A 12,757-nucleotide genomic window follows, 5' to 3' on the forward strand; every position below is an offset into this window, starting at 1 on the left:
ACAAGTTCTCCATCCGGCACATTGTCGACAAGGCAACTTGGCGCGAAGCATTCGATCACGAAGCGTTCCACTCGCAGGCCGCGCAGGGAAGTGCGTCGTGCGCGCATGGCCCGTCCCCGTAGGGTGTGCGCGCCGACCGCGGGGCTTTCATGCCTGGTGGCCAGGGGGTTGAGGGGGCATTCCGGCAAGGACTCGCCGACAACTGGAAGTTGGCTGAAAACATACGGGTGTGGGTGTACGAACCTGTCAGCTCTACGGGGGGTTCGTCAGATCCGTCGGGGGTTTCGGCCGCCCTGGGAGCGCCGGGATCGCGGCCGCGCGGCCTCGGCGCGCAGACCGCGTTCCGCCCGGCGCAGCAGGACCCGGCAGACCGCCGTCACCGCGACGAGCCCCAGCGCCGTCCCGGCCGCACCGCCGAGCGAGGTGCCGTAGGCGACGAGGACGACCGGGACCAGGACGCAACAGAAGACCCCCCAGCGGACGACGTCGCCCGCCGACTCGGTCGCCGCGCTCCCCGCGCCGCCCTCCGCGCTCCCTGTGCTCCCGGCGCTCCCCGCGCTTCCACTCCTCGCCGAGGGGTCCGGGAGCCGGCGTCGGCCGGGTGTCGGTGAGGGGGGTGGGGGGAGTGCCGGCCCGGGGGTGGGCGTGGGCGAGTGGGCGGCGGTGAAAGGGGACGTGGCGGTGGAGGTGGCGGCGGCCGATGGTGCGGGCACGGGCGGGGCTCCCTGCGACGGTGACTGGACCTGTGGCAACGAGGAGCGGAACGTTCCGGTCACTGCGCGTGGCCGCCGTTCGTGCCCCGTACGGACACCTGTAGGACACAACCGGCATTGCCATATCGGGACGGGCTCGTGCATGCTCCCTGGGACGCCGTGCGATCGCTGTGTGTGGTCACGGCGGCTCTGGGCAGGAGAGGAGTGTCGCCGTACCCTTGGGGGTATGGGCTTGGGAAGATGATTCCCGGACACAGCTCCGCCGCCAACCGTTGTTCGTACGACGTTCTCCATCGTCCCCTCCCAACAGGACTTCTTCGCCGAGACACCGATGGCCGGTCACGAATTCTCCGAACCCGCGGACCGCAAGCGCGTCGCCGACTCCACGGTCGACCCCCTCGCGGTCGAACAGCCACGTCACTCCTGTGATCCCGCCTTCAGGCACGGAGTGGTCGTCGGCTTCGACGGCTCGACCTCAAGTGAGCGGGCCCTCGCGTACGCCATCGGCATGGCCAAGCGCTCCGGCTCCGGCCTGATCATCGTGCATGTCGCCAACAGGCTGCCCACGACCGTCTGGGCCGGCTGCGAGCCGCCGGTCTTCGTCGACGTGCCGGACCACCGCACCGAGGTGCTCGGCCTCGAGCTCGCCTGCGCCGACTACCTCGCCGAGGTCCCGTGGATCCTCGTCGAGCGTGGTGGCGACATCTGCCACGAACTGGAGGAGGTCGGCCGGGAGTACTCGGCCGACGCGATCGTGGTCGGCTCCACGCACGGCATCGTCGGCCGGATCTTCGGCTCGGTGGCCGGACGCCTCGCGAAGCGCGCGCAGCGTCCCGTGATCGTCATCCCCTGAGTCGTACGACGCGACGGCTCGATCTCGACGGCTTCATCTTCTCGACGCTTCGTCAACTCCCTTGGTGCGGCGATAATTTTCGCCTTCGACAGGTGATTTGTGCGCTTGTGAAGGGTACTTAAAGGTCACCGGAACAAGCAGCTCACGCAGCACAACTGCCCACTTGAAGGGAGCCCGCCGTGGACAACGAAGTCGCCGCGGGAAACACCACCTCCACTCTCGGCCACCTCGCGCTCGGACTGACCTTGCTGGCCTTCGGCATCGGCAGCACGGGCGTCATAGACAACGTCGCGGCGTCCGACGCCGCAGCCCTCGCCACCTGGGTCGGCGGCGTGGCGCTCTTCCTCGTCGGTCTGCTCGCCCTGCGCGCAGGCGACGGCGGTACGGGCACGGCCTATTCGGCGCTCGGCGCCTTCTGGTTCACCTGGGGGACCGGAGTGGGCGGCGACGCCTCGGCCGAGGCGACCGGGCTCTTCCTCCTGCTGTGGGCGCTGCTCGCGCTCACTCTGACCATGGCGTCCTCGGGCAGCGGACTGTTCGGACAGGGCGTGTACGGGCTGCTGTTCGTCGCGCTGCTGCTGCTCGGCATCGGCGCCCTCGCCGACAACGGTGGTCTTGGCAAGGCGGGCGGCTGGGTCGCCGCGGTCGCCGGACTCGCGGCCTGGTACGGCGCGACGGCGGCGGTGGCCAACTGGCCGACCTCACTGAAGAGTGCCGCGGGCCGGGGTGTGACGGCCGCCGGCTGACGTGGCCACGAGGGGCCCGCGCCCCGCTCGGGGTGGGGCGCGGGCCAGGGGCGAGAGAGCCGAAGGGGCGCGCGGCTGTCGAAAGGGAGAGCGCGCAGGCGGTGAGGAACGAGCCGCCGAGCACGGTCGACCGTCGACAGACGCACAAGCGCCCCGGAGGCGGACCGAGCCCTCGATGAAAGCAGCGGTCCCTGTGCACAGGTGGCGTGCACAGGGACCGCTGCGTGTCCGGCCGGGCGTCCGGCCCTCCGGGGACAGGTCCGGAACGTGGGCGGACGGGCTTTCCCGGCCGTGGTCGAGAGCTCCGGGTGACAGGCCCGGAACGCTGCTACTCGACCGTGACGGACTTGGCCAGGTTGCGCGGCTTGTCGATGTCGCGGCCCATGGCGAGCGCCGTGTGGTACGCGAGGAGCTGGAGCGGGATGCCCATCAGGATCGGGTCCAGCTCGTCCTCGTTCTTCGGGACGACGATGGTGTGGTCGGCCTTCGCCTGCGGCTGGTGCGCGACCGCGAGGATGCGGCCGCTGCGGGCCTTGATCTCCTCCAGGGCGGCGCGGTTCTTCTCCAGCAGGTCGTCGTCGGGGACGATCGCGACCGTCGGCAGGGCCGGCTCGATCAGGGCGAGCGGGCCGTGCTTCAGCTCGGAGGCCGGGTACGCCTCGGCGTGGATGTAGGAGATCTCCTTGAGCTTCAGGGAGGCCTCCAGGGCGACCGGGTAGCCCCGCACGCGGCCGATGAACATCATCGACTGGGCGCCCGCGTACTCCGCGGCGATCTTCTTGATCTCGTCCTCGGTCTCGAGGATCTCGCTGATCTGCGCGGGCAGCTTGCGCAGGCCCTCGATGATCCGCTTGCCGTCGGTCACCGACAGGTCGCGGATGCGGCCGAGGTGCAGGGCGAGCAGTGCGAAGGCCGTGACCGTGTTGGTGAAGCACTTGGTGGAGACGACACAGACCTCCGGGCCGGCGTGCACGTACACGCCGCCGTCGGCCTCGCGGGCGATCGCCGAGCCGACGACGTTGACGACGCCGAGGACGCGGGCGCCCTTGCGCTTCAGCTCCTGGACGGCGGCCAGCACGTCGTACGTCTCACCGGACTGGGAGACGGCGATGTAGAGGGTGTCGGGGTCCACGACCGGGTTGCGGTAGCGGAACTCCGAGGCCGGCTCGGCGTCGGCGGGGATGCGGGCCATGGACTCGATGAGCCCGGCGCCGATGAGGCCGGCGTGGTACGAGGTGCCGCAGCCGAGGATCTTGATGCGGCGGATGGAGCGGGCCTCGCGGGCGTCGAGGTTCAGGCCGCCCAGGTGGACCGTGGAGAAGCGGTCGTCGATCCGGCCGCGCAGCACGCGGTCGACCGCGTCGGGCTGCTCGGAGATCTCCTTGTGCATGTACGTGTCGTGGCCGCCCATGTCGTAGGAGGCGGCCTCCCACTCCACGGTCTCCGGGGTGGCCGTCGTGGAGGCGCCCGAGGTCGTGTACGTGCGGAAGTCGTCGGCCTTGAGGGTGGCCATCTCGCCGTCGTCGAGGGTGACGACCTGGCGGGTGTGGGCGATCAGGGCGGCGACGTCGGAGGCGACGAACATCTCCTTCTCGCCGATGCCGAGGACGACCGGGGAGCCGTTGCGGGCCACCACGATGCGGTCGTTGAAGTCGGCGTGCATGACGGCGATGCCGTAGGTGCCCTCGATGACCTTGAGCGCCTCGCGGACCTTCTCCTCCAGGGTGGTGGCCTGGGAGCGGGCGATCAGGTGGGTGATGACCTCGGTGTCGGTCTCGGAGGCGAAGACGACGCCGTCCGCCTCGAGCTTGGCGCGCAGCTCCTGCGCGTTGTCGACGATGCCGTTGTGGACGACCGCGACCTTGTTCTCGGGGTCCAGGTGCGGGTGCGAGTTGATGTCGCTCGGCGCGCCGTGGGTGGCCCAGCGGGTGTGGGCGATGCCGGTGGTGCCGGTGAAGCGCTTGGGGACGCGGGCCTCGAGGTCGCGGACGCGACCCTTGGCCTTCACCATCTTCAGGCCGGAGGCCTTCGGGCTGGTGATCACGATGCCGGCGGAGTCGTACCCCCGGTACTCCAGCCGCTGCAGGCCTTCCAGCAGCAGCGGGGCCACGTCACGCTTTCCGATGTAACCGACGATTCCGCACATAAAGGTGTAACCCCTCCAAGGTAGTGGGCGTGCTCAGCCGTAGACGATGCGGCGCAGTTGCCGGAGCGAGAGCTCCGGCGGCGCCACGGCGCGGTGCGGCAGTTCGGCCGCGATGCGCTCGAAGATCTCGGCGTTCACGGCGCCACCGGACTGCAGTTCGCGGTGGCGGCGGCGGACGAAGTCCTCGGTCGACTCGTCGAAGTACGCCAGCACGTCGAGAACCACCCGGGCGGCCTCACCGCGCTGCAGCGCGGTGCTGCGCACCAGGTGGTCGATGAGGTCGTCATGCGACGGGCGGCGTTCGAGCACCCGTGAATACTGAGGGGTACACCGGCAACTTCGCAAGAATCCTGCCCGAAATCGGGCAGAGCCCTCCATGATCGCTGTCCTGGGTGGCCAAATTGGTCTACACCTTGACCGCGCAAGTGGTCCACGGTACGCATGGTGACTGTTCGGATACGCATATCCACAGCCTCGAAGTCCATCGAAAGGGACCATGTCTGTGAGACAGCGCAGAACGCTTCCCCGCGTGCTCGGCGCCCTGCTGCTCCTTGCGGCGGCCGGCATCTCCTGCGTCGGAGCCGCCCCCACCGCCCACTCCGCCGCCGATTCCGTGCTGCGGCCGCTCGGCAGGGTCGTCCCGGCCCCCGCCTCCGTGGCGCCCGGCGGACAGCCGTACACGATCAACGCCGCCACCCGAATCCGCGTCGACAAGGGCTCCCGCGAGTCCCGCGCCGTCGCCGACTACCTCGCCGGGCTCCTCCGCCCCTCGACCGGTCACGCGCTGCCCGTCGTCGACGAGAACGCGGCGGCGGGCGGCATCCGGCTCCGCCTCACCAAGGACGCCGCGCTCGGCGACGAGGGCTACCGGCTGCAATCGGGCCGCAGCGGCATCACTCTCACGGCCCACCGCCCCACCGGCCTCTTCCGGGGCGTCCAGACCCTGCGCCAGCAGCTCCCGGCGGCCGTGGAGAAGCGCACGGTGCAGCCCGGGCCCTGGCAGGTCGCGGGCGGCACCATCACCGACACCCCGCGCTACGCCTACCGGGGCGCGATGCTCGACGTCTCCCGTCACTTCTTCACGGTCGAACAGGTCAAGCGTTACATCGACCAGCTCGCCCTCTACAAGATCAACAAGCTGCATCTGCATCTCTCCGACGACCAGGGCTGGCGCATCGCCATCGACTCCTGGCCCCGGCTCGCCACCTACGGCGGCTCCACCCAGGTCGGCGGCGGCTCCGGCGGCTACTACACCAAGGACGACTACAAGGAGATCGTCCGCTACGCGGCCTCCCGCCACCAGGAGGTCGTCCCCGAGATCGACCTGCCCGGACACACCAACGCCGCACTCGCCTCGTACGCCGAGCTGAACTGCAACGGCGTCGCCCCGCCGCTCTACACCGGCACCAACGTGGGCTTCAGCTCCCTGTGCGTGCCGAAGGAGGTCACGTACGACTTCGTGGACGACGTGATCCGCGAGCTCGCCGCGCTGACCCCGGGGAAGTACCTCCACATCGGGGGCGACGAGGCGCACTCCACGCCCCACGCGGACTACGTCGCCTTCATGGACAGGGTCCAGCCGGTCGTCGCCAGGTACGGCAAGACCGTCATCGGCTGGCATCAGCTGACCGGCGCCACGCCGGCCGAGGGCGCGCTCGCGCAGTACTGGGGACTCGACCGCACCAGTGCCGCGGAGAAGGAGCAGGTCGCGGCGGCGGCGCGGAACGGCACCGGGCTGATCCTCTCGCCCGCCGACCGGGTCTACCTCGACATGAAGTACACGAAGGACACCAAGCTGGGCCTGGCCTGGGCCGGCTACGTCGAGGTGCAGCGGTCCTACGACTGGAACCCGGCGGCCTATCTGCCGGGCGCGCCGGAGGCGGCCGTGAAGGGCGTCGAGGCGCCGCTGTGGACGGAGACCATCTCCACCGACGCCCACATCGACCAGATGGCGTTCCCGCGCCTGCCGGGCGTGGCGGAGCTGGGCTGGTCCCCGGCGGCGACGCACGACTGGGAGCAGTACAAGGAGCGGCTCGCGGAGCAGGGTCCGCGGTTCGAGGCCCTGGGCATCGACTACTACCGCTCGCCGCAGGTTCCCTGGCCCGCGGCCGAGTAGAACGAAGCGCGGGCCCGGCGGAGGACCGTACTCCGCCGGGCCCGCGCCGGTCTCAACGGGCGAACCGCGCGATCGGGTTCACCAGATCGCCGACGAGCTGGAGCGCCGCCGACGGGTCCGCCAGGTCCACCATCTGCTTGTTGTTGCGCAGCTGGAGGCGGTTGAGGGCGGAGAGCGCGAAGGTCTCCGCGAACATGTCGTACTGCGCGAACTTCTCCGCCAGCTCCGGCTTCGACTCCTGGTAGCCGCGCACGCACTCCGCGACGGTCCGCCAGAACTCGTCCTCGTCGAGCACGCCCTCCGCCGCCAGCGTCGACGCGAGGAAGCGGAAGAAGCAGTCGAAGACGTCCGTGAAGAGCGACAGCAGCTTCATGTCCTCGGGGACCTCGGCGCGGACCCGCTCCACCGCGGGCGGCAGGACCGCGGCCGGGTCCATCACGCAGATCTCCTCCGCGATGTCCTTGAAGATCGCGCGGGAGACCGCGCCGCGCTCGTCGAGGGCCAGGATCACGTTCTCGCCGTGCGGCATGTAGACCAGGTCGTACGCGTAGAAGCTGTGCAGCACCGGCAGCAGGTACGCGTCCAGGTAGCCGCGCAGCCACTCCGTCGGCGCCAGGCCCGAGTCCTTGACGAGGGCCCCGGCGAACGACGCTCCCGCGTGGTCGACGTGGAGCAGCGAGGCCATCGTCGCGAGCCGCTCGCCCGGTGCCAGAGAGGCCACCGGCGACTCGCGCCAGAGCGCGGCGAGCATCTTGCGGTACGGCGAGTAGCGGTCGGTGGCGGCCTCGTACTCCAGGTGCCGGTAGCCGACGGCCGCCCGCTCGCGGATGATCGAGAAGCGGGCCGCCTGGAGGACGGAGTCGGCCTCGATCAGCCCCGCCAGCCAGTCGTTGATCGCCGGGGTCGCCTCCATGTACGCGGCCGAGAGCCCGCGCATGAAGCCCATGTTGAGGACCGACAGCGCCGTCTTGACGTAGTGCTTCGCCGGGTCGGAGGAGTTGAAGAAGGTACGGATCGACTGCTGGGCCAGGTAGCCGTCGTCGCCCTCGCCCAGATAGACGAGGCGCTCCTGCGCGACCTCGGCGGCGAAGGTGACCGACAGCTTGTTCCACCACTGCCAGGGGTGGGCCGGCATCAGCAGGTAGTCCGCCAGGTCCAGGCCGCGCTCGGCGAGGATCTCGGCGAACCCGTCGACGGTCCTGTCGCCCAGCTCCGCGCGGATGAACGCGTCGTACTCGATGCCCGCGCCGGCCGTGAAGGTGGTGCGGTCGCGGCGGGCGGCCAGCCAGATCAGGTGGATCTCACTGGCGGCCTCGGGGGCGTAGGCGCGGTACTCGTCCACGCCGAAGCCGAGCCGGCCGTTGTTGGCGACGAAGCAGGGGTGACCCTCGGTCATCCCGGTCTCGATCGCCTGGAAGTCCGCGCGCGCCAGCTCGGCGGCGGTGACCTGCGGCTTGGTCGACTTGTACGCCGTACCGGCCAGGGTGGAGGAGATCTCCTCCAGGTAGACCGGCAGGATCTCGTCGCTCAGGCCCAGCGAGCCACGCAGCTCGGTGATGAACATCAGGGCGTCGAGGGGGAGCTGCTCCTCGCCGCGGTGGCGGCTGATGGACTCCGGGTAGACGTGCCAGTGGTCGAGCGCGAACCGGTCCGCGGTGAAGCGGTACTCGATCGCGCCGTCGTCGCTGAGGACCTTGTAGCGGCTCTCCCCCAGCTCCTGCGGGTTGAGCAGACGCTCGTGGGCGAACTCGGCGAGACCCTTGCGGATCAGCGCGCGGTTGGCGTCCGCCCAGCGGGCCGGGGTCAGGTGGGCCACGGGGTTCACTCGGACCCACCTCCAACGAGCGAGCTCGTCAGGCTCGACCGGTCATCCTTCTCGCCGGGGGTCCGGGGATCGTCCCCCGGGAATTCGCTGACTCCCACGGCGGTCTCGAACTGCGCGCGGGTGCAGAAGCTCAGCAGGGCCTGCTTCTCCGGCTTCTGGATCTCCCGCTCCGGCACGAAGCCGACGGCCTCGTTGAGCGCGTGGACGGCGGTGTTGCGGACGTCCGGCTCGACGACGACCCGCTCGGTCGCCGGGTCGGCGAAGAGCTCGGCCATCACGGCGGTGATGACCGTCCGGGTGAAGCCGCGCACGGGGGTGTCGGTGGGCGCGACGAGGAAGTGCATCCCGACGTCGCCCGGGAGCGGCTCGTACAGGCCGACCAGTTCGACGTACCGGGGGTCGTACCGCTCCATGAGGAAGACGGGCTTCTCGTCCACCAGGCCGATGAAGGCGTCGTGGTGCGGGTGGGCGGCTATCGCCATGTACTCACGCTCGACGTCCTCGAGCTTCGCGTCCTGCATCATCCAGAAGGCGGCTTTGTGGTGGGTGACCCAGGGGTGGATCAGCTCGGCGTCCCTGAGCGGATCGTAGGGACGGATGCGAACGGTCATACCGCGAACTCCTGGAAAGCGATGGTCTTCTCGACGGGGTAGTAGTCGGAGCCCAGCATGGCGCCGATGATGTACGCGTTGCGGTACGCCCCCATGCCCAGGTCGGGCGAGGTGATGGAGTGCGTGTGCACGGCGGCGTTCTGCAGGAAGACGCCGCGGCCCGTCGTGTCGATCGAGTAGTTGCGGGCCACGTCGAAGCGGCCCTGTCCGTCCCACGTGAGGCGGTCCTTGACCGGCTCGAGGAAGGCGGGGACGGCGTACTTGTAGCCGGTGGCGAGGATCAGGCCCTCGGTCTCGACCGTGAAGTCCTTCTCCTGCTCCTCCTGGTGGAAGCCGAGCGTGTACGTGCCGCTGGTGTCGTCGTACGCGGCGGAGTGCAGCGCCGAGTTGGTCAGCAGGCGCGTGGGGACCGGGCCGGCCAGGTTCTTCTGGTAGAGCAGGTCGAAGATCGCGTCGATCAGCTCGCCGTCGATGCCCTTGAACAGGTTCTTCTGCTGGGTCTCCAGGCGGTACCGGGTCCGCTCGGGCAGCGCGTGGAAGTAGTCCACGTACTCCGGCGAGGTCATCTCCAGCGTGAGCTTGGTGTACTCCAGCGGGAAGAAGCGCGGGGAGCGGGTCACCCAGTTGAGCTTGTAGCCGTGGACGTCGATCTCGGAGAGGAGGTCGTAGTAGATCTCCGCCGCGCTCTGGCCGCTGCCGACCAGGGTGATCGACTTCTTCTTCTGGAGCTCCTCCTTGTTCTGGAGGTAGCGCGAGTTGTGGATCAGGTCGCCACCGAGGCCCTGGCAGGAGTCGGGGACGTACGGCGGGGTGCCGGTGCCGAGCACGATCCGGCGGGCGCGGAACGTCTCTCCGGCCTCGGTCGCCACCACGTACTCCTCGCCGGCCTCGTCGTACGAGACGGAGGTGACGGTGGTGGAGAAGCGGATGGAGGAGAGCTTCGCGGCGGCCCAGCGGCAGTAGTCGTTGTACTCGGTGCGCAGCGGGTAGAAGTTCTCGCGGATGTAGAAGGAGTAGAGCCGGCCCTTCTCCTTCAGATAGTTCAGGAAGGAGTACGGCGACGTGGGGTCGGCCATCGTGACCAGGTCCGACATGAACGGGGTCTGGAGGTGGGCGCCTTCGAGGAACATCCCCGAGTGCCACTCGAAGTCCGGCTTGGACTCCAGGAAGAGGCCGTTCAGCTCGTCGATGGGCTCGGTCAGGCAGGCGAGGCCGAGGTTGAACGGACCGAGCCCGATGCCGATGAAGTCGTACGTGTCGGGGGTATCAGGCGTGGACAAGGGTCTCTCCCAGGTACTGCTCGGCGTGGCCGGCTATCAGATCGAGGACGGCGGCGATGTCCGCCAGGGTCGTCTCGGGGTTGAGCAGGGTGAACTTCAGGTACTGGCGGCCGTCGACCTTGGTCCCGGCCACGACGGCCTCGCCGGAGGCGAAGAGCGCCTTGCGGGCGTAGAGGTTGGCGCGGTCGATGTCCGCGGGCGAGGTGACGGCCTCGGGGATGTAGCGGTAGACGAGCGTGGACAGCTGCGGCTGGACCACCACGTCGTAGCGCGGGTCGGCGGCGAGCAGCTCGAAGCCGGCCGCGGCCAGGTCGCAGACCTCGTCGAAGAGCTCTCCGATGCCGTCGGCGCCCATCACGCGCAGGGTCATCCACAGCTTGAGCGCGTCGAAGCGGCGGGTGGTCTGCAGGGACTTGTCGACCTGGTTGGGGATCTGCTCCGCGATCGTGGTGGGGGTCCCCCCTGCTCGAGCGGAGCCGAGAGCTTGGGGGAGCGGGTTGAGGTAGTCCGCGTGGTACGTGGCGTGGCGCAGCGTCGCTCCGTCCCTGACCAGGACGGCGGAGGAGCTCACCGGCTGGAAGAAGGACTTGTGGAAGTCGACGGTGACGGAGTCCGCGTGCTCGATGCCGTCCAGGAGGTGGCGGCGGGTGGGCGAGGCGAGGAGTCCGCAGCCGTAGGCGGCGTCGACGTGCATCCAGGCGCCGTACTCGTCCGCCAGGGCGGCGATCTCGGGCAGCGGGTCGATGGAGCCGAAGTCGGTGGTGCCGGCGGTGGCGACGATCGCCATCGGGGTCAGCCCCTCGGCGCGGCAGGCCTCCAGCTCGGCGGCGAGGACGACGGACTGCATCCGCTTGGTGCGGTCGACCGGGATGGAGATGACGGCGTCGGCGCCGAGACCGAGGAGGGTGGCCGACTTCTGGACGCTGAAGTGGCTGCACTCGGAGGAGAAGATGCGGAGTTTCGCCAGGTCCTTCGTCTTGGCCTCCTCGCGGGCGAGCAGGAGCGCCTGGAGGTTGGACTGCGTACCGCCGCTGGTGAACACGCCGTCGGCGGCGGGGCCGAGGCCGATACGGCCGCAGGTCCAGTCGATGAGCTTGCGCTCGATGAGGGTGCCGCCGGCGCTCTGGTCCCAGGTGTCGAGCGAGGAGTTGACCGCCGAGAGGACGGCCTCGCCGAGGACGGCTGGGATCACGACCGGGCAGTTGAGGTGGCCCAGGTAGCGCGGGTGGTGGAAGTAGACGGCGTCCCGGAGGTAGACGCTCTCCAGCTCGTCCAGAGCGGCGGACGAGTCGCCGAGCGGCTTGTCGAGGTCGACGGCGTCGACGGTGGGAGCCAGCTCGGCGGGGGTCACGCCGGTGAACGGGCGACGCGTCGTGGCGAGTTTGGCCGCCACCCGCTCGACTCCTTCGGTGACGGAGCGCCGGTAGCTCTCCGCCGTGGCGTCATTGAGCAGGTGCGAGCGCATGAGGGGGGTCCTCCCGGGGACGGGGACGCGATCAATTCGAAGTAAGGTTAGCCTAACCTAAGTTTGGCGCAAAATAACCCCCCACCCTTGGCTGGATGGGGGGTTATCGGTGAACGTTCGGGGTGACGAGGCGCCGCCCGGCGGTCCGGCTACGCGTCGTCCTGCGTCTCGTCCGGCACCTCGCGCAGGGCATCCTCGGACAGCCCCTTGCGCCAGTAGCCGACGAACGTCACACGTCGGCGGTCCAGTTCACGCTCCCGCACGAAGTGACGGCGCAGCGCCTTCACCGCACCGGACTCGCCCGCGATCCAGACGTACGGAGCCTCGCCCGGCAGCTCGGCGGCGCGCACCGCGTCCACTCCGGAGGGCGCGCCCTCCTCACGAATCAGCCAGGTGACGGTGGCGTCGGCCTGTGTCGCCAGCTCCAGGCGGTCGCCGGAGTAGGGGACTTCGAGATAGACGTGGGCGCGGGTTTCGGCCGGCAGCCACTCCAGGATCGCCGCGGCGGCCGGAAGCGCCGTCTCGTCCGCCCAGATGAGTACGGAGTCGGCGTCATCCGGCAGTTGGAAACGGACGGCGGTGTTCGCCGCGATCGCGGGACCGAGGACGACCACCCGGTCGCCCGGCTCGGCACGTTGTGCCCAGCGACAGGCGGGGCCGCCGTCCTCGTGCAGCGCGAAGTCGATGTCGACCTCGTTCCGCGGCTCCGTGCGCTGCTCCCGGACGGTGTACGAGCGCATGACGGCCCGTTCGTCGTCCGGCATCGCGCGCCAGGCGCCGAGGATCGCGTACATGTCGGGGTTGTCCAGCGGGGGCAGGGCGGGGGCCTGCTGGCCGGGATGCGGCAGGAAGAGGGAGAGCGACTGGTCGCGTCCGCCGGAGGCGAAGGACGTGAGGTCCTCTCCCGTGAAGGTGACCCGGACCAGGGACGGGCCGAGCCGCCGCGTCCGGTCGACCTGGAGGTTGAAGAACTGGAACGGGGCGGTCTCGGCGCTCGTCATG

11 protein-coding genes are annotated in these 12,757 nt (G+C 69.7%); 3 read left to right on the forward strand and 8 right to left on the reverse strand.

The genetic code is table 11. The features are described 5' to 3' along the window. Positions 1-266: 266 nt before the first annotated feature. Positions 267-713 (reverse strand): hypothetical protein, encoded by a 447-nt coding sequence (locus ACZ561_RS06605; RefSeq protein WP_470990451.1) that lies wholly within the window; start codon positions 711-713, stop codon positions 267-269. 331 nt (positions 714-1,044) lie between these two features. Between ACZ561_RS06605 and ACZ561_RS06610 the strand changes: the two genes are divergently transcribed. Together ACZ561_RS06610 and ACZ561_RS06615 are read left to right on the forward strand one after the other, a co-directional pair. After that, positions 1,045-1,566, forward strand: coding sequence for a universal stress protein (locus tag ACZ561_RS06610; RefSeq protein ID WP_470990453.1), 522 nt, complete (start codon positions 1,045-1,047; stop codon positions 1,564-1,566). Between the two features lie 179 nt (positions 1,567-1,745). Further along, positions 1,746-2,312 carry a GPR1/FUN34/YaaH family transporter gene (locus tag ACZ561_RS06615; RefSeq protein ID WP_470990455.1) on the forward strand — a complete coding sequence of 189 codons (567 nt, stop codon included), beginning with the start codon at positions 1,746-1,748 and terminating at the stop codon, positions 2,310-2,312. A gap of 328 nt (positions 2,313-2,640) precedes the next feature. Here ACZ561_RS06615 and glmS read toward each other — a convergent pair whose 3' ends face one another. Both glmS and ACZ561_RS06625 read right to left on the reverse strand, forming a co-directional pair. Continuing rightward, positions 2,641-4,458 carry a glutamine--fructose-6-phosphate transaminase (isomerizing) gene (gene glmS / locus ACZ561_RS06620; protein ID WP_376430886.1) on the reverse strand — a complete coding sequence of 606 codons (1,818 nt, stop codon included), beginning with the start codon at positions 4,456-4,458 and terminating at the stop codon, positions 2,641-2,643. Positions 4,459-4,491: 33 nt separating this feature from the next. After that, positions 4,492-4,767, reverse strand: coding sequence for a hypothetical protein (locus ACZ561_RS06625; RefSeq protein ID WP_041662420.1), 276 nt, complete (start codon positions 4,765-4,767; stop codon positions 4,492-4,494). Positions 4,768-4,954: 187 nt separating this feature from the next. Here ACZ561_RS06625 and ACZ561_RS06630 point away from each other — a divergent pair, with 187 nt between their 5' ends. After that, on the forward strand, positions 4,955-6,574 hold the full coding sequence (locus ACZ561_RS06630) for a beta-N-acetylhexosaminidase (protein WP_470990456.1): 1,620 nt from the start codon (positions 4,955-4,957) through the stop codon (positions 6,572-6,574). A gap of 52 nt (positions 6,575-6,626) precedes the next feature. On the opposite strand, the gene ACZ561_RS06635 is transcribed toward ACZ561_RS06630, so the two are convergent. The 5 genes from ACZ561_RS06635 to ACZ561_RS06655 all read right to left on the reverse strand — a co-directional run bounded on the left by ACZ561_RS06635 (position 6,627) and on the right by ACZ561_RS06655 (position 12,756). Continuing rightward, positions 6,627-8,399 (reverse strand): IucA/IucC family protein, encoded by a 1,773-nt coding sequence (locus tag ACZ561_RS06635; RefSeq protein WP_470990458.1) that lies wholly within the window; start codon positions 8,397-8,399, stop codon positions 6,627-6,629. Beyond that, positions 8,396-9,010: a GNAT family N-acetyltransferase gene (locus ACZ561_RS06640; RefSeq protein ID WP_470990460.1), complete on the reverse strand. Its 615-nt coding sequence runs from the start codon at positions 9,008-9,010 to the stop codon at positions 8,396-8,398. The genes ACZ561_RS06635 and ACZ561_RS06640 overlap by 4 nt, the downstream gene beginning before the upstream one ends. Continuing rightward, positions 9,007-10,290, reverse strand: a complete 1,284-nt coding sequence (locus ACZ561_RS06645) for a lysine N(6)-hydroxylase/L-ornithine N(5)-oxygenase family protein (protein ID WP_470990462.1) — start codon at positions 10,288-10,290, stop codon at positions 9,007-9,009. The genes ACZ561_RS06640 and ACZ561_RS06645 overlap by 4 nt, the downstream gene beginning before the upstream one ends. Then, the gene (locus tag ACZ561_RS06650; protein ID WP_470990464.1) at positions 10,277-11,755 is read right to left on the reverse strand and encodes a pyridoxal phosphate-dependent decarboxylase family protein; all 1,479 of its coding nucleotides are present in this window, start codon (positions 11,753-11,755) and stop codon (positions 10,277-10,279) included. The genes ACZ561_RS06645 and ACZ561_RS06650 overlap by 14 nt, the downstream gene beginning before the upstream one ends. Positions 11,756-11,904: 149 nt before the next feature. Next, a complete protein-coding gene (locus ACZ561_RS06655; protein WP_470990466.1) occupies positions 11,905-12,756 on the reverse strand; it encodes a siderophore-interacting protein in 852 nt (283 codons plus the stop codon). Position 12,757: the final 1 nt, after the last annotated feature.

It is taken from the genome of Streptomyces sp. NPDC039609 (assembly GCF_055596705.1).

What these genes read in the sequence shown, in the direction of transcription:
- ACZ561_RS06610 (WP_470990453.1), top strand. Translation starts at nt 1,045, where the DNA reads ATGGCCGGTCACGAATTCTCCGAACCCGCGGACCGCAAGCGCGTCGCC.
- glmS (WP_376430886.1), bottom strand. Translation starts at nt 4,458, where the DNA reads ATGTGCGGAATCGTCGGTTACATCGGAAAGCGTGACGTGGCCCCGCTG.
- ACZ561_RS06630 (WP_470990456.1), top strand. Translation starts at nt 4,955, where the DNA reads ATGTCTGTGAGACAGCGCAGAACGCTTCCCCGCGTGCTCGGCGCCCTG.
- ACZ561_RS06640 (WP_470990460.1), bottom strand. Translation starts at nt 9,010, where the DNA reads ATGACCGTTCGCATCCGTCCCTACGATCCGCTCAGGGACGCCGAGCTG.
- ACZ561_RS06650 (WP_470990464.1), bottom strand. Translation starts at nt 11,755, where the DNA reads ATGCGCTCGCACCTGCTCAATGACGCCACGGCGGAGAGCTACCGGCGC.
- ACZ561_RS06655 (WP_470990466.1), bottom strand. Translation starts at nt 12,756, where the DNA reads ATGACGAGCGCCGAGACCGCCCCGTTCCAGTTCTTCAACCTCCAGGTC.